Consider the following 20,774-nt stretch of genomic DNA (forward strand, 5'->3'; position numbering starts at 1 on the left):
GAATTGACGCGAGAATCTCCCGCCTCCGGCTCCAGCCGGGGGCAGTCGAAGCGCCAGTCCCGTTCGCGGGGCTGGCGCTTCGTCATCCCCGTCCTCCTGATCGGTGCCCTGGCCGCCCTCTTCGTGCGGTCCGCGCTGGTCGACTTCTTCTACATCTCCTCCGAGTCCATGACGCCGTCCCTGCAGCCCGGCGACGGACTCCTCGTCGACCGGACGGCCTACGACGGGATGCCCGCCCGGGGCGACGTCGTCGTCTTCGACGGGGCGGGCACACTGGCGCCCTACCGTTCCTCGAATCCGATCGACGACCTCCTGAAGGCGATGCGGGTCACCGGCAACGGCGACTACTTCGTCAAGCGCGTCATCGCCGTCGAAGGCGACACGCTCGCGTGCTGCGACCCCGACGGGCTGCTCCAGCTGAACGGGAACCCGCTGCCGGAGCCGTACCTGCACGACGGCGATGCTCCCAGCAGGGTCGAGTTCGAGGTGACCGTCCCCGAGGGGCGTTTCTGGGTCATGGGGGACCACCGCTCCGATTCGGCGGACTCGCGGGCCCTGCTCGGCGCGCCGGGTGGAGGTATGATTCCGGCAGATCGGGTCGTCGGCAGGGTAGACAGTATTGTGTGGCCTCTGGGCCGGATCGGGATCGAGCCCTGATCCCGTGGTCTGACCGCATTGCGGGTTGCGGACTCGAACGGCAGATGACGGTGGAAGGACACCAGTGACCAAGCACGAACACACCTCGTCCGGCGGGCGAAGCCGGCACGGCTCCGGCAAATGGGCCTGGGTCCGCGAGGTCCTGCTCATCGTCGCGGCGGCGCTGGTCATCTCCTTCGTCGTCAAGACGTTCTTCTTCCGCGCCTTCTACATCCCCTCCGGCTCGATGGAGCCGACGCTGGAGATCAACGACCGGATCTTCGTCAACCTGATGGTTCCGGGACCGTTCGAGCTGGAGCGCGGCGACGTCGTCGTCTTCCGCGACGAGCTCGGTTGGCTGGGCGAGGCAGCGGAGCCGGAGACCAACGTCGCCCAGGATGTTCTGATGTTCGTCGGTCTCGTCCCGGACCCCTCCAGCCAGCACCTGGTCAAACGCGTGGTCGGCCTGCCGGGCGACACCGTCGAATGCTGCGGCCCCGAGGGGCGCGTGGAGGTCAACGGGCAGGCCCTCGATGAGCCCTATGTGGCACCGGGAGCTGCCCCGAGCGACGTGCCCTTCGAGGTGACGATCCCGGAGGACAAGATCTGGGTCATGGGCGACCACCGAAACGCCTCGGCCGATTCGCGCTTCCACAACGAGCGGGGCGCCGGCTTCATCGACCTCGGCGACGTGGAGGGCAAGGCCTCCGTCATCGCGTGGCCCGTGAGCCGCCTCGGAGTCATCGACAGCCACCACGAGGTCTTCGACGACGCCGGTTCCCGGGCGGCCGAGTGACGACCAGGGCGCCGGACCTCGAGACCGAGACGCGGCTCGCCGCGCTGCACGGCCCTTGGGTGGCCGGGTGCGACGAGGTCGGGCGCGGGTCCCTGGCCGGACCGGTGACCGTCGGGCTCGTGGTCGTCGACCCGTCGTCGTCCGAACTGCTTCCCGGCGTCCGAGACAGCAAGCTGTTGCGCTCCGGGGCTCGCGTGGACCTGGTGGATGCGATCAAGGATTGGGCCGCCGCGTGGGGCGTCGGACACGCCACGCCCCAGGAGATCGACACCCTCGGCATCCTGCCGGCCACCGGGTTGGCGGGACGCCGGGCACTGGACGCCGCAGCGCGGAACCGGCGACCCGACGTCGTGCTCGTCGACGGCAACTACGATTGGCTGACTCCCGGCCGCCAGGCCAGCCTGTTCGAGGAGGAACGTGCCGGAGCAGACCGGCCAGGCGGGGGAGCCGACAGGTTGCCGCCCGTGACGACGCAGGTCAAAGCCGATCTGACGTGTTTGAGCGTCGCTGCCGCCTCGATCCTCGCCAAGGTCGATCGCGATCAGCTGATGTGCCGCCGGCACGAGAGCGAACCCCACTTCGGCTGGGAGAGCAACAAGGGGTACGGTACGCAGCACCACCGCGACGCGATTCGCACGCACGGGCCCAGCGACCACCACCGGCGGTCGTGGAAACTGATCTGAAGCAGCGGGCGGCGGCCGGAAGGCGTGGCCGTCCGAAGTGGGGCACAATGGACTTCTACCGGGAGGAAACATGAGCGCTGAAGACCTCGAGAACTACGAGACCGACATGGAGCTCCAGCTCTATCGTGAGTACCGCGACGTCGTGCACCTGTTCAACTACGTGGTCGAGACCGAACGGCGCTTCTACCTCGCCAACCACGTCGATGTGCAGCCCCGCTCCGCCGACGGCGAAGTCTACTTCGACGTGACACTGCAGGACGCGTGGGTCTGGGATGTGTACCGGACGGCCCGTTTCGTCAAGCAGGTCCGGGTGATCACGTTCAAGGACGTGAACGTCGAGGAACTGACCAAAACCGACGATCTCACTGTTCAGAAGGCCGCCGGGCTCGACCGGCACTGAACGGCACTCCCCGTCCACAGGGGAGGAAACGCACCGAAGCATCCACAAGGCCCCGGGAAACGATCCCGGGGCCTTCGTCGTGCCCGCAGGCTGGTGGCGGAGGTACGACATGGGACACAATCAGGAACTGGGTGCACGCGGCGAGGAGCTCGCCGCGAGGTATCTCACGGCCAACGGCTACGAGATCCTCGAGCGGAACTGGCGCTGCCGGGACGGGGAGATCGACATCGTCGCCTCCCGGCGTGGAGTGCACGTCGTCGTCGAGGTCAAGACCCGCACGTCCGACGACTACGGGCACGCCGCCGAAGCCGTGACCGAACGGAAACGACGGCGGCTCTTCGGCCTGGCCTGGCAGTGGTCCAGAAGTGCAGGCATCCCGGTCCGGCGGCTGCAGGTGGACGTGATCGCCATCGAGTGCGCCGGCGACCGTTTCCGGCTGGACCACATCGAGGCGGTCACGGCATGAGCGGCGGCAACCTCGGCCGCGCGACCGGAGTCGCGCTCACAGGACTGACGGGTCACATCGTCGACGTCGAAGCCGACATCGGCGGCGGGCTCCCGGCTTTCGTCCTGCTCGGACTGCCCGATGCCTCGCTCGGCGAGGCCCGCGACAGGATCCGGTCGGCAGCACGGAATACCGGCGTCGGGCTGAGCCCGCGGCGGATCACCGTCAATCTGCAGCCGGCCTCGCTTCCGAAGCGCGGATCGGCGCTCGACCTCGCGATCGTCGCAGCGGCCCTGTCGGCCGACGGGACCATGGACGCGCAGGACGACACGCTTTACATCGGCGAGCTGGGCCTGGACGGCATGATCCGGCCCGTGCCGGGAGTCCTGCCGGCCGTCCTCGCAGGCGTTCAACACGGCTATCGGAAGTTCGCCGTGCCACGGGCAAACCTCGAGGAGGCACGGCTGGTCACCGGTGCGGAGGTGTCGGGCTACCGTCACCTGGCCGACGTGGTCGCCGCTTCCGGGGCGCCGCCGGAGACCGTCCGTCAACTCCGGTGGAGCAGCGGGATCTCCCGCGAAGCCGCGTCGCGCCGGCCGCTGGCGCCACGAGGAACGGAACGGGAGGCTGTGGCCGACTACTCGGATGTGCGGGGCCAGGAGTCCGCGCGCTTCGCGCTCGAGGTCTCGGCCGCGGGCCGGCACCACGTCATGCTCAGGGGGGAGCCGGGCGCGGGCAAGACGATGCTGGCGGAGAGGCTGCCGACGATCCTTCCGCCCCTCGACGACGACGAGGCCCTCGAGGTGACCGCAGTGCATTCCGTCGAGGGCCGCGAGCCCGTGAGCCGGCTGATCCGCCAGCCGCCACTGGTCAGCCCGCATCACACGGCCACCATGGCGGCGCTGGTCGGCGGGGGCAGCGGCATCCCCAGACCTGGAGCGGCGAGCAGGGCGCACCGGGGAGTGCTCTTCCTCGACGAGGCCCCCGAGTTCCGCGGCGGAGTGCTCGACGCGCTGCGGCAACCCCTGGAATCGGGCGAGATGACAGTGCACCGGGCGGCCGGGGCCGCGACGTTCCCGGCCAGATTCCAGCTCGTTCTCGCCGCCAACCTGTGCCCCTGCGGCCGGAGCGCCCCTGGCGGGCGCGACTGCGAGTGCACACCCACAGCGCGCCGACGGTATCTCGGACGCCTGTCGGGACCCTTGCTAGACCGGGTCGATATCCAGGTCGCCGTCCCGCGCGTCGCACCGACCTATCTCGCGAGCGCGCCCGATCCGGAATCCAGCGCCCAGATCCGGAACCGCGTCAGCGAGGCCCGCAGCAGGCAGGACCGGCGGCTGCGGAACGTCGGCTTGCGAACCAACGGGGAGATCCCGAGCCGGCTGCTCCGCGGTGAACTCGCACCACCGGCCGCATCACTCCCGAAACTCGATGAGGCCTTCCGCCGGGGGTGGTTGAGCGCCCGCGGGTACGACCGCGTGATCCGCCTGGGCTGGACGATCGCGGACCTCAACCGGCGAGACACCCCGTCTCTCGAGGACCTCGACGTCGCCTTGCAACTACGCCAGAACCAGGAACGGACCCCATGAACAGCAACCCACCAGACTCGAGGGCCGCCCGGGCGGCCCTGACCCGGCTCATCGAGCCGGGGGACCTGACTGGTTCCGCCCTCGTCGCGGTCCTCGGACCCACTGCCGCCCTCGACTTGATCTGCGGGCCGGAGGATCGCATCCCGGCATCCCTGCAGCAGGCGGTCGCCGAAACCGTCGGGACAGGCGGCACCAAGGCTCTGAAGGTCGAGGCCGGACTCGAGCGATGGCGTCCGCGGGTCCGGGATCTCGCCCCCGCGCGCGACCTGGAAACCATGCGGCGGCTGGGCGGGGGCTTCCTCACCCCCGAGGACGATCACTGGCCGGCGAAGCTCGATGCACTGGGAACGGCGGCGCCGATCGGACTGTGGTGGCGCGGCCGGAGCGAGTCCGCGGACCTGGATGCCGTGCGACGGCGAATCGCCGTCGTCGGCAGTCGCGATGCCACCGAGTACGGGATCCGTGCCACCCACGAGCTTGTCGCACCGCTCGTCGAGAGGGGCGCCCAGATCGTCTCCGGCGGAGCCTACGGAATCGACGCCGCTGCCCACCGGGCCGCGCTGGCGAGCCTGACGGCGTCATCGGGCCGCGGTCAAGCCGACCCGACGATGGCGGTCATGGCGGGAGGACTCGACCGGTTCTACCCCTCGGGCAACGACGATCTGATCCGGCAGGTTGCGGACCACGGAATAGTCCTCGCAGAAGTCGCGCCCGGCACGTCGCCGACCCGCTGGAGATTTCTCCAGCGAAACAGGCTGATCGCCGCCTTGTGCGACGTCACCGTGGTGGTGGAGGCACGGTGGAGATCGGGCGCATTGACCACGGCCCGACGAGCAGCCGAGATGGGCCGGGAGGTGGGGGCCGTCCCCGGCTCGGTCTTCTCGGCGAACTCCGCCGGCTGCCACCGGCTGATCGCCGAGGGTGCGGGACGCGTCGTCACCCGGCCGGAGGACGTCGTCGAGATGGCGGGCGGCATCGAGCGCGGACCCGCGCCGTCGGCTTCCGCCGACGGCCGTGCGCACGACGGCCTCGATATCCAGGACCTTCTCCTCTACGACGCGCTCCCGGTCCGCACGGCGACGACGCCGGACAACCTCTGCCGCGTTGCCGGACTCGGCATCGGGGCCGTCCTCGGCGGCCTGTCCCGACTGCAGTCCCGCGGTCTGGCGGTGCAGTCGCGGGCGGGCTGGACACGCGGTGGTGCGACTTAGGGCCCTCTCGGCGCGCCATCTGCTGTGCGTGACGCCGGTGGTGCACAGTGGCGGGTATGAGCGACGAGGGTTCCGATACCGGCGGGGACGCCGTCCCGTGGTGGGACCGGGACCTGGCGTCCTACCTGCGGCACGTGGAACTGGAACAGGGCCGGAGCGCCCACACGGTCAGGGCCTACAGTGCAGATATCAGGTCCCTCCTCTCGTTGGTCGACGCGCAGGGCCTCCGCCGCCTGGAACAGATCAAGCTGCCGCACCTGCGCGCCTGGCTGGCTGAAATGCACGAGCGCGGTCAAGCGCCCGCAACGATGGCCCGCCGGGCCGCGTCCATCCGCTCGTACTTCGCGTGGGCGCGGCGGACAGCGCTGATCAACGAGGACCCGGCATCACGTCTCCAGGCGCCCAAGCAGGGCAAGACGCTGCCGGCTGTTCTGCAGAAACAACAAGTCGGGCGCCTGCTCGACTCCCCGCCGTCTGACCGCCGCGCGGTTCCCGCCGGGACGGAAAGCGGCGACAGTCTCGCATCGCGGAACGCAGCCATTCTCGAACTTCTCTACGCCACGGGCCTGCGCGTCGGCGAACTCGTCGGTCTGGGCCTGGGCGATCTCGACTTCGAACGGCGCATGGTCCGGGTGCGGGGCAAAGGCGACAAGGAGCGGAACGTCCCCTTCGGGGCTCCCGCGGCACAGGCGTTGGAGCAGTGGCTGGAGCAGGGGCGGCCCGTTCTTCTGGCGGATGCCCGCGAGCATCAGCGGCCGGTGACCGCGGAAGCGGTCTTCCTCGGCAGGCGGGGACGTCGAATCGACCCCCGACAGGTTCGCGACGTCGTGGCCCGCTGCCTGCGGGACCTCGGTGACACGTCCGCCTCGGGTCCGCACGCACTCCGCCACACGGCCGCGACGCACATGCTCGACGGCGGGGCCGACCTGCGTGCCGTGCAGGAGCTGCTCGGGCATTCATCACTCGCCACGACCCAGCTCTACACCCACGTCTCGATCGAAAAACTGCGGGCCAACTATCAACGCGCCCATCCACGCGCCTGAATCCTCCCCGGTCAGGAGCCACGTTCACACTCTTGCGGGGAAATAGTGGCATAAAGGTTCAAGTTGGGGCAGAATGTTCAATGGGTTCGGAAGAAGAGCTTTCACAGTCACCGTCGGTCGTAGGGGAAGACGTACCAACGGAAACTGGAGGATGGCATGTCTGCACCCACGACACGGGGCGTTCTGTACGTACATTCAGCCCCCACTGCGTTGTGCCCGCACATCGAATGGGCCATCGGTTCCGTCGTCGATCAGCGGACGGACCTGAGCTGGACGGCGCAAGCTGCCGCGCCCGGAATGTATCGCGCCCAAATCGAATGGATCGGGCCGCAGGGCACCGGCGCCAAACTCGCGTCGGCGCTGCGGGGCTGGGCGCATCTGCGCTACGAAGTGACTGAGGATCCCAGCCTGGGCGCCGATGGCAGCCGGTGGTCCCACACCCCCGAGCTCGGGATTTTCCACGCGGCCACCGACACGTCGGGAAACATCGTGGTCGGCGAGGACCGCATCCGCTTCGCCTACGAGCAGGGGAGCGGCGACCCCGCAGCCGTCTACCACGAGCTCTCACTGGCGCTCGGTGAAGCCTGGGATGAAGAGCTGGAGCCTTTCCGGCACGCGTCCGAAGGCGCCCCCGTCCGCTGGCTCCACCAGGTGGGCTGACGCTTCGTCCGGCCTGCCATCACGGCGCGCCCGGCGAGTAGTCGATTAGTCGCCACCTCGACCGGGTCGGCCATGGCCAACCCGGTCGACTTTTCAGCCGGACTCCCGTCTGCTGGCTATGCGCGCAGAAGGCCCCCGCGGTCGCGCGCAAGTTCGACCAGCAGGCGCTCCTCCCGCGCCTGCTGTCGCTGCACGTCGTGTCCAACACAGATCCGGTGACGCACCTCGGCCAGTCGAACGGCCGTCCTCGTCAGCTGTCTCAGCTGCGGGGCCGCCCCGCGGGCCCGCGCCCACCTGACCGCCTGGCGGCGTCCGGTCGGCGTCCCGAACAGCTGGGCTTCATCGGAGGTCAACCATCCGGCCTCGCTGTACTCGAGAAGGTGTCCGTGGATACGTCGCCGCTCAGCGCGGCGCAGCCACATCACGCCACCGACTGCGGCCGCGAACAACGGCAACTGGAGCGTGACATAGAAGGACAGGAAGCTGTCGAAGAGGAGCGTCAGTCCCCCGTTCCACAGGAAGTGCCCCAGCACGGCGACGATGTATCCGGGCACCGCGAACCACAAGGCGGAGCGCCTGCGGCCCTTGACGGCGGAAAGCCCCAGGAAGAACCCCAGGCAGCTCGTGAACATGACGTGGGCGAACGGGCTGAACAGGCCGCGCATCACGAACATTCCGGCGAGCTCCGAGGGAGCCGTCGACCACGCCGAGCTGAAGTAGAGGATGTTCTCGGTGAAGGCGAATCCGGCGCCGACCAGCCCGCCGTAGACGATGCCGTCGACTGGCCCGTCGAAATGCCACCGGGCGACGTAGAAGACCAGCAGGACGCCGATCCCCTTGAAGGCCTCCTCCAGGATCGGGGCCTGGACGACGGCGCCGAAGACCTCCGGGTCGCTGAAAACGGACATGGGCATGACCAGGCGGGCGAAGGGCTCCCCGAAGAGCAGTGTCCCGAGAACCGATGCTCCGGCGCCCCAGAAGGCGGCGAAGAGGACGGCCGGTGCCGGTTCGGGGTCCCATCGGTCGATCCAGCGCAGCCCGAGCAGGCAGATGCCCAGGGGGACGAGTGCCAGGAGGCCGACGACGAACATCGTGGACTGCCCGATGTACTGGGCGAGCCAGAAGACTGCGCCGACGAACACCGCAAGAGCGAGCAGCAGCAGCCCCATGACGCGCAGGTGGTGCCGCCGCCGCTCGCGGAACGGCGGGAGTTCCAGATGCGGCGGGGGAGCAACCGAGCGGGGGACGGGAGGGGCACTTGCACTCATACCGCCAGCATAGTTGTGTTGGGGTGTGCCCAACCTTGAATTCCTGAAGATCGATGCGTCGAGCGACGTCCACCCGTACGACCAGATTCGACGTCAGATCGTCGACGCCGTCGGGCAGGGTCGGCTGGTGGCGGGCGAGCGCCTTCTTCCCGTCCGGAAACTTGCCGACACACTCGGTGTCGCTGCGAACACGGTGGCGCGGGCCTACAAGGAGCTGGAAGCCGCGGGCGTCGTCGCAACGAAGGGTCGCGCGGGAACGGTGGTGCAAGCGGCCCGGGGATCGGCCGATGCGCAGGTCAGCAAGGCCGCGGAGGACTACGCGCGGGTCGCCCGGCAGTGGGGCGTGGCAGACCGCGAGGCGATCGAATTCGTACGAGCCGCCCTGGACAAGAACCGAGACTGACGATGCCGACGGAAGCCGCGTCGGGCTCGAAGGCGTCTTCGAATGAGTTTTCGATTAGGATGTGCTCGTGGCTATTGACGCAACGACACTGAACAAAGATCACGACCGGTCCCGACTCGTCGTCAAGGGAGCGCGGGAACACAACCTGCGCAACGTAGACGTCGATCTGCCGCGGGATTCGCTGATCGTCTTCACCGGCCTGTCCGGTTCGGGCAAGTCGTCCCTCGCTTTCGACACGATCTTCGCCGAGGGGCAACGGCGGTACGTCGAATCCCTGTCCGCCTACGCCCGCATGTTCCTGGGCCAGGTCGACAAGCCCGACGTGGACTTCATCGAGGGCCTCTCGCCCGCCGTGTCCATCGACCAGAAGTCGACGTCGAAGAATCCTCGTTCGACCGTCGGGACGATCACGGAGATCTACGACTACATGCGCCTGCTCTGGGCGCGCGTAGGCCAGATGTACTGCCCGGTGTGCAACGAACCCGTCACGAAGCAGACGCCGCAGCAGATCGTGGACCAGCTGCTGGAGCTTCCCGATCGGACCCGCTTCCAGATCCTGGCTCCCGTCGTCCGCTCCCGCAAGGGCGAATTCGTCGACCTCTTCAAGGATCTCGCGGCGAAGGGCTACTCGAGGGCGATCGTCGACGGCGAGGTCGAGCAGTTGTCGAACCCGCCCAAGCTGGGCAAGCAGATCAAGCACACGATCGAGGTCGTCGTCGACCGGCTCGTCATCAAGGAGGGGATTCGCCAGCGCCTGACGGATTCGATCGAGACGGCGCTCGGACTCGCCGAGGGCCGCGTCCTCGCCGACTTCGTCGATCTGGACGAGGACGCCGAGGAGCGCAGGCGGGCGTTCTCCGAGAACCTCGCGTGCCCCAACGAGCACCCGCTCGCCATCGACGAGATCGAGCCGCGCTCGTTCTCCTTCAACAACCCCTATGGTGCATGCACCGCCTGTTCGGGCATCGGCAGCCGGCTCGAAGTCGACGAGCAGCTCGTCATTCCCGACGGCGCACTGTCCATCCGCGAGGGCGCCATCGCCCCGTGGTCACTGGGCAAGGCGACCACCGAGTACTGGAACCGACTGATCGACGGCCTGTCCAACGACCTGGACTTCTCGCTCGACGACGAGTGGGACCAGCTGTCCGCCAAAGCACGGCAGGCGATTCTCCACGGCAAGGACCACAAGGTCGTCGTCCAGTATCGGAACCGGTTCGGGCGCGAGCGCAAGTACAGCACCGGGTTCGAGGGCGTCATCCAGTACATCCACCGCAAGCACACCGAGACGGAGTCCGACCACGCCCGGGACCGGTACGAGCAGTACATGCGCCAGACGCCGTGCCCGGAGTGCAACGGCGCGCGCCTGAACCCCGCGTCGCTCTCGGTGCGCGTGAACGAGAAGTCCATCGCAGACGTCTGCCGTCTGCCGATGCGCGATGCCGAGGCCTTCTTCAACGACCTGCCCCTGAACAAGCGCGACCAGCAGATCGCGGAGCAGGTGCTGAAGGAGATCGTCGGCAGGCTGCAGTTCCTGCTCGACGTCGGCCTCGAATACCTGAACCTCGAACGCCCGGCGGCCACGCTCTCGGGCGGTGAGGCCCAGCGCATCCGTCTGGCGACCCAGATCGGCTCGGGCCTCGTCGGCGTGCTCTACGTCCTGGACGAGCCGTCGATCGGACTGCACCAGCGCGACAACCGTCGCCTGATCGAGACCCTGGTCCGCCTGCGCGATCTCGGCAACACCCTGATCGTCGTCGAGCACGATGAAGACACCATCGCCGAGGCCGACTGGATCGTCGACATCGGTCCCGGCGCCGGCGAGCACGGCGGCAACGTCGTCCACTCGGGTCCCCTGGCGGGACTGCTCGAGAACCGCGAGTCCATGACCGGGGACTACCTCTCGCGCCGGCGCGAGCTCGCGATCCCGACCGAGCGGCGGGCCATAGACCCGGAGCGGCAGGTCACAGTGGTCGGAGCCCGGGAGAACAACCTGTGCGACCTGACGGTGGACTTCCCCCTGGGAGTCCTGACTGCGGTCACCGGCGTCTCGGGTTCCGGCAAGTCGACTCTTGTCAACGACATCCTCTACAAGGTGCTCGCGAACAAGCTCAACGGCGCCAAGCAGGTCGCCGGGAGGCACACGCGCGTCAAGGGCGTGGACCTGCTGGACAAGGTGATCCACGTCGACCAGAGCCCGATCGGCCGTACCCCGCGCTCGAACCCCGCAACGTACACGGGCGTCTTCGACCGGATCCGCAAGCTCTTCGCCGAGACGAACGAGGCCAAGGTGCGCGGTTACCAGGCCGGACGCTTCTCGTTCAACGTCAAGGGCGGCCGGTGCGAGTCCTGCTCCGGCGACGGGACACTCAAGATCGAGATGAACTTCCTCCCGGACGTCTACGTCCCGTGCGAGGTCTGCAACGGGGACCGGTACAACCGCGAAACGCTCGAAGTCCACTACAAGGGCAAGAACATCGCCGAGGTCCTCGCCATGCCCATCGAGGAGGCCGCGACGTTCTTCGAGGCGTTCGCGCCCATCGCGCGGCACCTCGACACCCTGGTCGAGGTCGGCCTCGGCTACGTGCGGCTCGGTCAGCCCGCGACGACGCTCTCGGGCGGCGAGGCCCAGCGGGTCAAACTCTCCGCGGAACTGCAGAAGCGGAGCAAGGGCCGGGCCATCTACGTCCTGGACGAACCGACGACCGGACTGCACTTCGAGGACATCCGCAAGCTCCTCGGGGTCCTCCAGGGCCTGGTGAGCAAGGGGAACACCGTCATCACCATCGAGCACAACCTCGACGTCATCAAGAGCGCCGACTGGATCATCGACCTCGGCCCGGAGGGCGGATCGGGCGGCGGTCAGGTCATCGCCGAAGGCACACCGGAACAGGTGGCCGGCATCGCCGCCAGCCACACGGGCGGATTCCTCGCCGAGATCCTGCCGGCGGCCGCCAAGGCCTGAACGCGGAGCCGCTCGCCGGCACCGCCGGACGCCGCAACCCGGGTGTCCATGCCGTGTCAGGCATGGACACCCGGGTTGCGGGGCTCTCATGGCAGAATGTCCCGGTGATGATTCGTCCGACGACCCGAAGACGCGCCGTTCTGTTCGACCTGGACGGCACGCTTGTCGACCCCCGGACAGCCATCTCGGGCGGGATCGGTGCTGCACTGGCAGCCCACGGTCTCCCCGTGCCCGCAGACGAGCAACTCGACGCGATGATCGGCCCGCCGCTGGCGGCGAGTCTGCAATCGGTCCCGGGCATGACCGATGAGCTTCTTCCGCTGGTCGTCGAGCACTACCGGGTCGGCTATCGTGCGCACGGCATGTCCTCGAGCGTGGTCTACCCCGGTATCGCCGATCTGCTGCGGGAACTCGGCGAAGCCGGTGTGCTCTGCGCCGTTGCGACTTCGAAGCCCGAACCGCTCGCGCGCGAGCTTCTCGACATCCAGGGCCTGACCAGTCGATTCGACGCCATCTGCGGTTCCAACCCGGACGAGAGCGCGCCGCACGAGGGCAAGGCCGCCATCGTCGCCGCAGCCCTCGAGTCGCTGAGCGAGGCGGACGCCGGGAGCCGGGGGCTGGATGCCGTCATGGTCGGCGACCGTTTCTACGACGTCGACGGGGCCCGCGCGAACGGCATCCCGTGCATCGGCGTCTCGTGGGGCTATGCCGGAACCGGCGAACTGGAGGAGGCCGGCGCCGCCGCAGTCGTCGACGATGCCGCCGGTCTCGCCCGCGCGTTGGCTGCGCTCTCCAGCGACGACGAGATGAAAGAGGCACACTGATGGGCGTCTTCAACGGAGTCCGCTCGACAGTGGCGCACAGCGTGCGCGGGCTGTGCCGGCCCACGGTGACCGGTGTCGAGAACATCCCGGACGGCGGCCCGTTCATCGTCGCCTCGAACCACCTCTCCTTCCTGGACAGCGTGATCATCCAGGCCCTGATGCCCCGCCCGGTGGCCTTCTTCGCGAAAGCGGAGTACTTCACGACGCCGGGGTTGAAGGGCCGTGTCATGAAGGCGTTCTTCGAATCGGTCGGCTCCATCCCCGTCGAGCGCGGCGAGCAGGCGGCCTCGGTGGCGGCCCTCGACCAGCTGGTCGAGATCCTCGAGTCCGGTGGTGGCATCGGCATCTATCCCGAGGGCACGCGGTCCCGCGATGGCCGCCTGTACCGTGGGCGCACGGGCGTCGGCTGGCTGGCGCTGAGCACGGGTGCCCCGGTGCTCCCCGTCGGCCTCATCGGCACGGAGAAACTCCAACCGGCCGACACGAACAAGTTCAGGCCGCAGCATTTCACGTTGAAGGTCGGGGAACCCCTGATGTTCGACCACGTGGGACCGAAGCACCCGCTGCCCGCCCGCCGGGAGGCCACCGACCGCGTGGTCGAGGCCATCGCCGAGTTGACCGGTCAGGAACGCAGCGATCACTACAACCAAGCTCCCACCGTCAAGTAGACCGAGGCTGCAGAGCTGAGATGGCCGACCCACAGAGCTACCGCCCCCGCACCCAGGACATCCCCACCCGTCCCGGCGTCTACCGTTTCCGCGATCCGAACGGACGCGTGATCTACGTCGGCAAGGCCAAGAACCTGCGCTCCCGGCTGAGCTCGTACTTCGTCAGTCCCGGGCAGCTGAACCCGAAGACGCACGCCATGGTCCACACGGCCGCCAGCGTCGAATGGACCGTCGTCGGCAGCGAGCTCGAGGCCCTGCAGCTCGAGTACACGTGGATCAAGGAGTTCACGCCGCGCTTCAACATCGTCTTCCGCGACGACAAGTCCTACCCCTACCTCGCGATCACGATGGGGGAGAAGTTCCCCCGCGCCCAGGTCATGCGCGGAGACCGGCGCAAGGACGTGAAGTACTTCGGGCCGTTCTACCCGGCCAAGGCCATCCGGGAGACGCTCGATACGCTGCTCCGCGTCTTCCCCGTGAGGACGTGCAGCTCGGGTGTCCTGCGCCGGGCTGAGCAGACGGGGCGTCCGTGCCTGCTGGGCTATATCGACAAGTGCTCGGCACCCTGCGTGGGCCGCATCAGCGAGGAAGACCACCGGGCCCTGGCCGACGAACTCTGCCAGTTCATGGGCGGCGAGGGGACGAAGTTCATCCGCCAGCTCGAGCGGCAGATGGCCGATGCGGCGGCCGGCATGGAGTACGAGAAGGCCGCCCGTCTGCGCGACGACGTCCAGGCGCTCAGGCGCGTCTTCGAGCGCAACGCCGTCGTCCTGGCCGAGGAGACGGAGGCCGACGTCTTCGCCGTCGCCGAGGACGAGCTGGAAGCCGCGGTGCAGGTGTTCCACGTCCGCAACGGCCGTATCCGCGGCCAGCGCGGCTGGGTCGTGGAGAAGGTGGAGGATTCGACGCCGGCCGAGTTCGTCGCCCACCTGCTCCAGCAGGTCTACGGCAACGACGACGGCGGCGACCGGTTGCCGCGCGAGGTCCTCGTGCCCGTCGAGCCCGACGACGCCCCGAAGCTGGGGGAGTGGCTGGGCTCGCTGCGCGGCTCCAATGTGAGCCTGCGCGTGCCCAAACGCGGCGAGAAGGCCACGCTCCTGGAGACGGTTCGAGAGAACGCCGAGCAGGCGCTGCGCCTGCACAAGTCCAGGCGCGCCGGCGACATCACCACGCGCTCGGCGGCCCTTCAGGAGCTGCAGGAGTCCCTGGGGGTCCCGGTGCCGTTGATGCGGATCGAGTGCTTCGACATCTCGCACGTGTCGGGCACGAACGTGGTCGCCTCGATGGTGGTCGTCGAGGACGGACTGCCCAAGAAGTCTGACTACCGCAAATTCTCGATCACGGGCCAGGCGGCACGGGACGACACCTCGGCCATGTACGACGTGATCACCCGCCGCTTCAAGCGCTACCTCCAGGAGCAGGAGAACTCCGGCCCCCTCATCTCGGGGGAGGTCGCGCCGGAGGACGCGACCGAGACCCGGAGGTTCGCGTACCCGCCCGCTCTCGTCGTGGTCGACGGCGGCCCGCCCCAGGTGGCGGCCGCGAGCCGGGCGCTCGGCGACCTGGGGATCGACGACGTGTACGTCGTGGGCCTCGCCAAGCGCTTGGAGGAGGTCTGGCTTCCCGACGACGAGTTCCCCGTGATCCTGCCGCGGGCCTCCGAGTCCCTGTACCTGCTGCAGCGGGTTCGCGACGAGGCGCACCGGTTCGCAATCTCCTTCCACCGCAAGAAACGCTCAACATCGATGATGGAGAGCATTCTCGACGACGTTCCAGGGCTGGGGCCGGCGAAACGCAGCGCGCTGCTGAAGAAGTTCGGCTCCCTCAAGCGCATGCGCGCGGCCGGCCGCGAGGAACTGCTCGAGGTTCCGGGGGTCGGGCCGGCGCTGGCGGACCACCTGCTGGCGGCGCTGAAATCGGCCGAGGCCGAGTGAGGCGGCACGAGTCTGACGAGGCGGCTCCCACCGGCTTAGACTGATCGGTATGGAAAGCCAGTTGGAGACCGTAAAACCGGCAGAGTCGGAGCTGCTGATCATCACCGGGATGTCCGGTGCGGGCCGCACGACGGTTGCGCACGCGCTCGAGGACCACGGCTGGTACGTGGTCGAGAACCTCCCGCCGCAGTTGCTCCGGCGCCTGACGGAGCTCGAGACGCCCGCGACGGCGATCTTCGACAAGCTGGCGGTCGTGATGGACGTGCGCAGCAGCACTTTCAACCCGCAACTCAGCGAGGCCCTGGCGGACCTGACCGCGGCCGGGGTCCACTACCGCGTGCTGTTCGTCGACGCGGACGACGCCGCGCTGGTCCGCCGCTTCGAGCAGGGCAGGCGTCCCCACCCGCTCCAGGGGGAGGGGACCATACTCGACGGCCTCCGCGCCGAGCGGGAACTGCTCAGCGAGCTGCGCAACCGGGCCGAGGTCGTTCTCGACACCACCGACCGGAACGTGCACAAGCTGTCGACGGAGATCACCCAGCTCTTCAGCGAGGACGGCCCGATCGTCCTGCGCCTGAACGTGATGAGCTTCGGATTCAAGTACGGCCTGCCGGCGGACGCCAACTACGTCGCCGACGTCCGCTTCATCCCCAACCCGCACTGGGTCTCCGAACTGCGCCCGAAGACAGGGAAGGACAAGGAGGTCCAGGACTTCGTGTTCTCAGCGGAGGGCACCCAGGACTTCATCGGTTCGTACCTGGAGGCCCTCAAACCCGTCCTCGAGGGGTACCGCCGCGAGAACAAGCACTACGCCACCATTGCGATCGGCTGCACCGGAGGCAAGCACCGATCCGTCGCGGTCTCCGAAGAGCTCGCGCACCGGCTGGACCAGCTGCCCAGCGTGACGGTCAACGTCAGCCATCGTGATCTCGGGCGGGAGTAGCCGATGTCCTTCGTGACGGGTCAGATCCCGCTCGTACCGCCCCGTGCGGCCGACAGCCCCGGCGAACGGATCAAGGTGGCCGCCCTCGGGGGAGGGCACGGGCTCTCCGCCTCGTTGGCCGCGCTGCGCCGGCTGACCCCGGACATCACCGCCATCGTCACGGTTGCGGACGACGGCGGCTCCTCCGGCCGCCTGCGCGCCGAGTACGACGTGCTGCCCCCGGGCGATCTGCGGATGGCGCTGGCGGCGCTCTGCGACGATTCCGACTGGGGGCGCACCTGGCGCGATGTGATGCAGCACCGCTTCCAGGGGACCGGGCCGGTTCCGAGCTCGCTGGAGAACCACGCTCTCGGGAATCTGCTGATCGTGACCCTCTGGGAACTGCTGGGGAACCCGGTCGACGGCCTCAAATGGGCGGGAGCCCTGCTGGGCGCCCGGGGTACTGTCCTGCCCATGAGCACGACGCCGCTGACGATTCGGGGGTCCGTCCTGGACGAGGTCGAGGGAGACGGCCTGACGGTGCGCCAGGTGGACGGCCAGGCGAATCTCGCACACGCCTCCCGCATCGGCGCCATCCAGTCGGTCTCGATCGAGCCCTCCGATGCTCCCGCATGCCGCGAAGCGGTCGAGGCCATCGAGCTGTCCGACTGGGTCATCCTCGGACCCGGATCGTGGTACACCTCGGTGCTTCCCCACGTTCTGCTGCCGGAGCTGCGCCGGGCCCTCGAGGCGACGCCGGCGAATCGCCTGCTGACCATGAATTTGCGCACACAGACGCGGGAGACGCCCGGCATGTCGGCGGCCGATCACCTCAAGGTGTTCCACCGCTACGCCCCTGATCTGCGCATAGACGCGGTGCTGGTCGACCCGTCGGTCGTCGAGGACATGGACGAGTTCCGTGCTGCAGCCTCGCGGCTCGGGGCGACCTGCTTCTTCGATAAGGTGGGTGCCGCGACAGGTCGCGCGGTGCATTCACCGCTGCGCCTTGCAAATGCTTACCACGACGTCTTCACGTCGTTCTGTAGTCGAGACACCGGCAGTGAGGAATCCTGAACATGGCATTGACCGCATCGGTCAAGGACGAGCTGGCACGGCTCGATATCAAGAAGTCCTCGGAACGCAAGGCCGAGGTGTCTTCCACGTTGCGCTTTGCCGGGGGCCTGCACATCATCTCCGGGCGCATCGTCATCGAAGCCGAGCTGGATCTTGCTGCTTCGGCTCGGCGCCTCCGCCAGAACATCGCCGAGGTCTACGGCCACCAGGCGGAGATCATCGTGGTCTCCGGCGGCGGCCTGCGGCGGGGCAACCGCTATGTGGTGCGCGTCGTCCGGGAGGGCGAGGCCCTCGCGCGCCAGACCGGCTTGCTCGACGGCCGCGGCCGTCCGGTGCGGGGCCTGCCGTCCGTCATCGTGAACGGATCCGCGGCGGATGCCGAAGCCGTCTGGCGCGGGGCCTTCCTCGCGCACGGTTCGCTGACGGAGCCGGGCCGCTCCTCGGCACTGGAGATCACCTGCCCCGGCCCCGAGGCGGCACTTGCCCTCGTGGGCGCCGCCCGCCGGCTGGGGATCGTCGCCAAGGCGCGCGAGGTCCGCGGCGTCGACCGCGTCGTCATCCGGGACGGCGACGCCATCGCGGCGCTGCTCACCCGCACGGGAGCGCACGAGACGCTGCTGACCTGGGAGGAGCGGCGGATGCGCAAGGAGGTCCGGGCGACCGCCAACCGCCTGGCCAACTTCGACGATGCGAACCTCCGCCGTTCGGCCCAGGCGGCCGTCGCAGCGGGGGCGCGCGTCGAGCGCGCGCTGGAGATCCTCGACGACGACGTACCCGAGCATCTGCGGTATGCGGGGTCCCTGCGCGTTGCCCACAAGCAGGCCAGCCTCGACGAGCTGGGGCGTCTGGCCGATCCGCCGATGACGAAGGACGCGATCGCCGGCCGGATTCGGCGGCTTCTGGCCATGGCGGACAAACGCGCCGTGGAACTCGGGATACCGGGTACCGAAGACAGCGTCACAGCCGATATGTTGGAGAACTGAGGGCGGAAGCTCGTCGTGCACGCGGGGAGTCCATCCTCCAGGCATCGCATCACGCAGGAATCGACCACCTCCCGGGTGCTTCGGGCACCCGGGGAAATGGAGGAGACCATGTCTCAGTACGTACTGCCCGAGCTGAACTACGATTACGCGGCGCTGGAGCCGAGCATCTCCGCTCGGATCATGGAGCTGCACCACTCGAAGCACCACGCGACGTACGTCGCCGGTGCCAACACTGCACTGGAGCAGCTGGCCGAGGCGCGTGAGAAGGGCGAGTTCGGTGCGATTCCGAAGCTCTCCAAGGATCTGGCGTTCCACCTGGGTGGCCACACGAACCACTCGATCTTCTGGCAGAACCTCTCGCCCGAGGGCGGGGACAAGCCGGAGGGCGAGCTGGCGGCCGCGATCGACGACGCGTTCGGCTCGTTCGACGCGTTCCGGGGCCACTTCACCGCGGCTGCGATGAGCCTGCAGGGTTCGGGCTGGGCGCTGCTGTCGTTCGAGGGCCTGGGCGGGAACCTGGTGATCGAGCAGCTCTACGATCAGCAGGGCAATGTGCCGGTGGCGTCGACGCCGCTGCTGATGCTGGACATGTGGGAGCACGCGTTCTACCTGGATTACGTGAACGTGAAGGCCGACTACGTGAAGGCGTTCTGGAACATCGTGAACTGGTCCGATGTGTCCAAGCGGTTCGAGGCGGCCCGTGCCGGCGCCAAGGGCCTGATCACCCCGGCCTAGGGGTCGGTGGTTGTTCTCCTGCCGGCGGGTTCGTGCCGGTGGCGGGGGAGTTGTGGAGGGCGGTCGCGTCCCGGGGAACGTCCCGGGACGCGGCCGCCCTTTCCGTCCGGGCGCTCCGTCTTCGCGCCCGGCATGGCCCCCGCTGCAACGTGGACGCGGCCGGCACCCGAGGGGACACATTGCGCCATTCCCGGGCCCTGTGATGCGTTCGGGGCCGGAGAGGGATAGGCTTGTCCTTCGTGAGCCGTCAACAGCGACGCCTCCCAAGAGGTTCTGATCGACAATGTCGACCCTCTTGTTGCCTGGATCACACAGATGCTGCTTCGTGCAGTAGGATGTGGTCCAAGGTTAAACGGTCACAGCACTTCTCAGTGGGTGACTGGACCGCCTAGCCAGCGCGAGCTGGCGGCACAACGGAGTGTCCAATCTGTCCGCTGGTTACTCCGTTCATCCTTCACGACACGGATTTCGAAGTGACCGCACATTCCGGCAAGGAGAAATCACGTGACAACCCGTGTAGGTATCAACGGCTTCGGACGCATCGGACGCAACTTCCTGCGTGCTGCACACGCTGCAGAGGCGAACTTCGAAATCGTTGCAGTCAACGACCTCGGCTCGATCGACGCCCTGGCAAACCTCCTGAAATTCGACTCCACCCTCGGCCGGTTCCCGGGTGAGGTGACGGTCGAGGACAACCAGATCGTCATCGCCGGCAAGCCCGTCAAGGTGCTCTCCGAGCGCGATCCGGCCAACCTCGGCTGGGGCGATCTCGGCGTGGACATCGTGATCGAGTCCACGGGCTTCTTCACCAAGGGCGAAGCAGCCAAGAAGCACATCGAAGCCGGCGCCAAGAAGGTCATCATCTCCGCCCCGGCCGCCGACGAGGACATCACGATCGTGATGGGCGTGAACGACGACAAGTACGATCCGGCGTCGCACAACATCATCTCCAACGCGTCGTGCACCACCAACTGCCTCGGCCCGATCGCCAAGGTCCTGAACGACGAGTTCGGCATCGAGCAGGGCCTGATGACCACGGTTCACGCGTACACCGCTGATCAGAACCTGCAGGACGGCCCGCACAGCGATCCGCGCCGCGCCCGCGCCGCTGCGCTGAACATGGTCCCGACCTCCACCGGTGCAGCGAAGGCCATCGGCCTGGTCCTGCCGGAGCTCAAGGGCAAGCTCGACGGCTTCGCCGTCCGCGTCCCCACGCCGACCGGTTCCCTGACCGACCTGACCGTGACCGTCTCCCGCGAGACCACCGTCGAGGAGATCAACGCCGCCTTCAAGAAGGCGGCCGAGGAGGGCCCGTTGAAGGGCCTGCTCAAGTACTCCGAGGATCCCCTCGTGTCGACGGACATCACGACCGATCCGCACTCCGCGATCTTCGATGCTCCGCTGACGAAGGTCATCGGCAACACGGTCAAGGTTCTCGGCTGGTACGACAACGAGTGGGGCTACTCGAACCGCCTGGTCGACTTGACGGTATTCGTCGCGGCGAAGCTCGATCAGCAGAGCTGATCGGATAGCCTTCT

General features: G+C 68.1%; 20 protein-coding genes. 19 read left to right on the forward strand and 1 reads right to left on the reverse strand.

Annotated features, from left to right (window positions below):
• Positions 1-3 precede the first annotated feature (3 nt).
• The 9 genes from lepB (IE069_RS13525) to IE069_RS13565 all read left to right on the forward strand — a co-directional run bounded on the left by lepB (IE069_RS13525) (position 4) and on the right by IE069_RS13565 (position 7,463).
• Positions 4-657, forward strand: coding sequence for a signal peptidase I (gene lepB / locus IE069_RS13525; protein WP_229791161.1), 654 nt, complete (start codon positions 4-6; stop codon positions 655-657).
• Between the two features lie 64 nt (positions 658-721).
• On the forward strand, positions 722-1,432 hold the full coding sequence (gene lepB / locus IE069_RS13530; RefSeq protein WP_189351098.1) for a signal peptidase I: 711 nt from the start codon (positions 722-724) through the stop codon (positions 1,430-1,432).
• Entirely contained in the window at positions 1,429-2,115 is a 687-nt protein-coding gene (rnhB, locus tag IE069_RS13535; RefSeq protein ID WP_229791162.1) for a ribonuclease HII, read from the forward strand. The genes lepB (IE069_RS13530) and rnhB overlap by 4 nt, the downstream gene beginning before the upstream one ends.
• A gap of 70 nt (positions 2,116-2,185) precedes the next feature.
• Complete coding sequence (locus IE069_RS13540; protein WP_189351099.1) at positions 2,186-2,515, forward strand: DUF2469 domain-containing protein; 330 nt, start codon at positions 2,186-2,188, stop codon at positions 2,513-2,515.
• A 109-nt stretch (positions 2,516-2,624) separates the two neighbouring features.
• Positions 2,625-2,981, forward strand: a complete 357-nt coding sequence (locus IE069_RS13545; RefSeq protein ID WP_189351100.1) for a YraN family protein — start codon at positions 2,625-2,627, stop codon at positions 2,979-2,981.
• A complete protein-coding gene (locus tag IE069_RS13550; RefSeq protein WP_189351101.1) occupies positions 2,978-4,549 on the forward strand; it encodes a YifB family Mg chelatase-like AAA ATPase in 1,572 nt (523 codons plus the stop codon). Before IE069_RS13545 ends, IE069_RS13550 begins: the two co-directional genes overlap by 4 nt.
• Positions 4,546-5,760, forward strand: a complete 1,215-nt coding sequence (dprA, locus tag IE069_RS13555) for a DNA-processing protein DprA (RefSeq protein ID WP_189351102.1) — start codon at positions 4,546-4,548, stop codon at positions 5,758-5,760. The genes IE069_RS13550 and dprA overlap by 4 nt, the downstream gene beginning before the upstream one ends.
• A gap of 56 nt (positions 5,761-5,816) precedes the next feature.
• Positions 5,817-6,803, forward strand: a complete 987-nt coding sequence (locus tag IE069_RS13560; RefSeq protein ID WP_189351103.1) for a tyrosine recombinase XerC — start codon at positions 5,817-5,819, stop codon at positions 6,801-6,803.
• A 156-nt stretch (positions 6,804-6,959) separates the two neighbouring features.
• Entirely contained in the window at positions 6,960-7,463 is a 504-nt protein-coding gene (locus IE069_RS13565; protein ID WP_189351104.1) for a DUF3145 domain-containing protein, read from the forward strand.
• 116 nt (positions 7,464-7,579) lie between these two features.
• Here IE069_RS13565 and IE069_RS13570 read toward each other — a convergent pair whose 3' ends face one another.
• Complete coding sequence (locus IE069_RS13570) at positions 7,580-8,731, reverse strand: PrsW family intramembrane metalloprotease (RefSeq protein ID WP_189351105.1); 1,152 nt, start codon at positions 8,729-8,731, stop codon at positions 7,580-7,582.
• A gap of 25 nt (positions 8,732-8,756) precedes the next feature.
• Between IE069_RS13570 and IE069_RS13575 the strand changes: the two genes are divergently transcribed.
• From IE069_RS13575 to gap, 10 genes are all read left to right on the forward strand, one after another.
• Positions 8,757-9,134, forward strand: coding sequence for a GntR family transcriptional regulator (locus tag IE069_RS13575; RefSeq protein ID WP_189351106.1), 378 nt, complete (start codon positions 8,757-8,759; stop codon positions 9,132-9,134).
• 67 nt (positions 9,135-9,201) lie between these two features.
• Positions 9,202-12,096 (forward strand): excinuclease ABC subunit UvrA, encoded by a 2,895-nt coding sequence (gene uvrA, locus IE069_RS13580; protein WP_373287825.1) that lies wholly within the window; start codon positions 9,202-9,204, stop codon positions 12,094-12,096.
• Between the two features lie 107 nt (positions 12,097-12,203).
• Positions 12,204-12,920 carry an HAD hydrolase-like protein gene (locus tag IE069_RS13585; protein ID WP_229791168.1) on the forward strand — a complete coding sequence of 239 codons (717 nt, stop codon included), beginning with the start codon at positions 12,204-12,206 and terminating at the stop codon, positions 12,918-12,920.
• Entirely contained in the window at positions 12,920-13,588 is a 669-nt protein-coding gene (locus IE069_RS13590; RefSeq protein ID WP_189351109.1) for a lysophospholipid acyltransferase family protein, read from the forward strand. The genes IE069_RS13585 and IE069_RS13590 overlap by 1 nt, the downstream gene beginning before the upstream one ends.
• A 20-nt stretch (positions 13,589-13,608) precedes the next feature.
• Entirely contained in the window at positions 13,609-15,522 is a 1,914-nt protein-coding gene (uvrC, locus tag IE069_RS13595) for an excinuclease ABC subunit UvrC (RefSeq protein WP_189351110.1), read from the forward strand.
• Positions 15,523-15,571: 49 nt separating this feature from the next.
• Entirely contained in the window at positions 15,572-16,465 is an 894-nt protein-coding gene (gene rapZ / locus IE069_RS13600; protein ID WP_189351111.1) for an RNase adapter RapZ, read from the forward strand.
• A gap of 3 nt (positions 16,466-16,468) precedes the next feature.
• On the forward strand, positions 16,469-17,518 hold the full coding sequence (locus IE069_RS13605; RefSeq protein ID WP_189351112.1) for a gluconeogenesis factor YvcK family protein: 1,050 nt from the start codon (positions 16,469-16,471) through the stop codon (positions 17,516-17,518).
• A 2-nt stretch (positions 17,519-17,520) separates the two neighbouring features.
• On the forward strand, positions 17,521-18,501 hold the full coding sequence (whiA, locus tag IE069_RS13610) for a DNA-binding protein WhiA (RefSeq protein ID WP_189351113.1): 981 nt from the start codon (positions 17,521-17,523) through the stop codon (positions 18,499-18,501).
• A 108-nt stretch (positions 18,502-18,609) separates the two neighbouring features.
• Positions 18,610-19,236: a superoxide dismutase gene (locus tag IE069_RS13615; RefSeq protein ID WP_189351114.1), complete on the forward strand. Its 627-nt coding sequence runs from the start codon at positions 18,610-18,612 to the stop codon at positions 19,234-19,236.
• A gap of 504 nt (positions 19,237-19,740) precedes the next feature.
• On the forward strand, positions 19,741-20,760 hold the full coding sequence (gap, locus tag IE069_RS13620; RefSeq protein ID WP_189351115.1) for a type I glyceraldehyde-3-phosphate dehydrogenase: 1,020 nt from the start codon (positions 19,741-19,743) through the stop codon (positions 20,758-20,760).
• Positions 20,761-20,774: the final 14 nt, after the last annotated feature.

Origin of the sequence: Zhihengliuella salsuginis (genome assembly GCF_014651715.1) — a bacterium.
Taxonomy (GTDB): domain Bacteria; phylum Actinomycetota; class Actinomycetes; order Actinomycetales; family Micrococcaceae; genus Zhihengliuella; species Zhihengliuella salsuginis.

What these genes read in the sequence shown, in the direction of transcription:
- dprA (WP_189351102.1), top strand. Translation starts at nt 4,546, where the DNA reads ATGAACAGCAACCCACCAGACTCGAGGGCCGCCCGGGCGGCCCTGACC.
- whiA (WP_189351113.1), top strand. Translation starts at nt 17,521, where the DNA reads ATGGCATTGACCGCATCGGTCAAGGACGAGCTGGCACGGCTCGATATC.
- IE069_RS13545 (WP_189351100.1), top strand. Translation starts at nt 2,625, where the DNA reads ATGGGACACAATCAGGAACTGGGTGCACGCGGCGAGGAGCTCGCCGCG.
- IE069_RS13570 (WP_189351105.1), bottom strand. Translation starts at nt 8,731, where the DNA reads ATGAGTGCAAGTGCCCCTCCCGTCCCCCGCTCGGTTGCTCCCCCGCCG.
- rapZ (WP_189351111.1), top strand. Translation starts at nt 15,572, where the DNA reads ATGGAAAGCCAGTTGGAGACCGTAAAACCGGCAGAGTCGGAGCTGCTG.
- IE069_RS13540 (WP_189351099.1), top strand. Translation starts at nt 2,186, where the DNA reads ATGAGCGCTGAAGACCTCGAGAACTACGAGACCGACATGGAGCTCCAG.
- IE069_RS13550 (WP_189351101.1), top strand. Translation starts at nt 2,978, where the DNA reads ATGAGCGGCGGCAACCTCGGCCGCGCGACCGGAGTCGCGCTCACAGGA.
- IE069_RS13560 (WP_189351103.1), top strand. Translation starts at nt 5,817, where the DNA reads ATGAGCGACGAGGGTTCCGATACCGGCGGGGACGCCGTCCCGTGGTGG.
- uvrC (WP_189351110.1), top strand. Translation starts at nt 13,609, where the DNA reads ATGGCCGACCCACAGAGCTACCGCCCCCGCACCCAGGACATCCCCACC.
- IE069_RS13615 (WP_189351114.1), top strand. Translation starts at nt 18,610, where the DNA reads ATGTCTCAGTACGTACTGCCCGAGCTGAACTACGATTACGCGGCGCTG.
- IE069_RS13590 (WP_189351109.1), top strand. Translation starts at nt 12,920, where the DNA reads ATGGGCGTCTTCAACGGAGTCCGCTCGACAGTGGCGCACAGCGTGCGC.
- IE069_RS13605 (WP_189351112.1), top strand. Translation starts at nt 16,469, where the DNA reads ATGTCCTTCGTGACGGGTCAGATCCCGCTCGTACCGCCCCGTGCGGCC.
- IE069_RS13585 (WP_229791168.1), top strand. Translation starts at nt 12,204, where the DNA reads ATGATTCGTCCGACGACCCGAAGACGCGCCGTTCTGTTCGACCTGGAC.
- IE069_RS13565 (WP_189351104.1), top strand. Translation starts at nt 6,960, where the DNA reads ATGTCTGCACCCACGACACGGGGCGTTCTGTACGTACATTCAGCCCCC.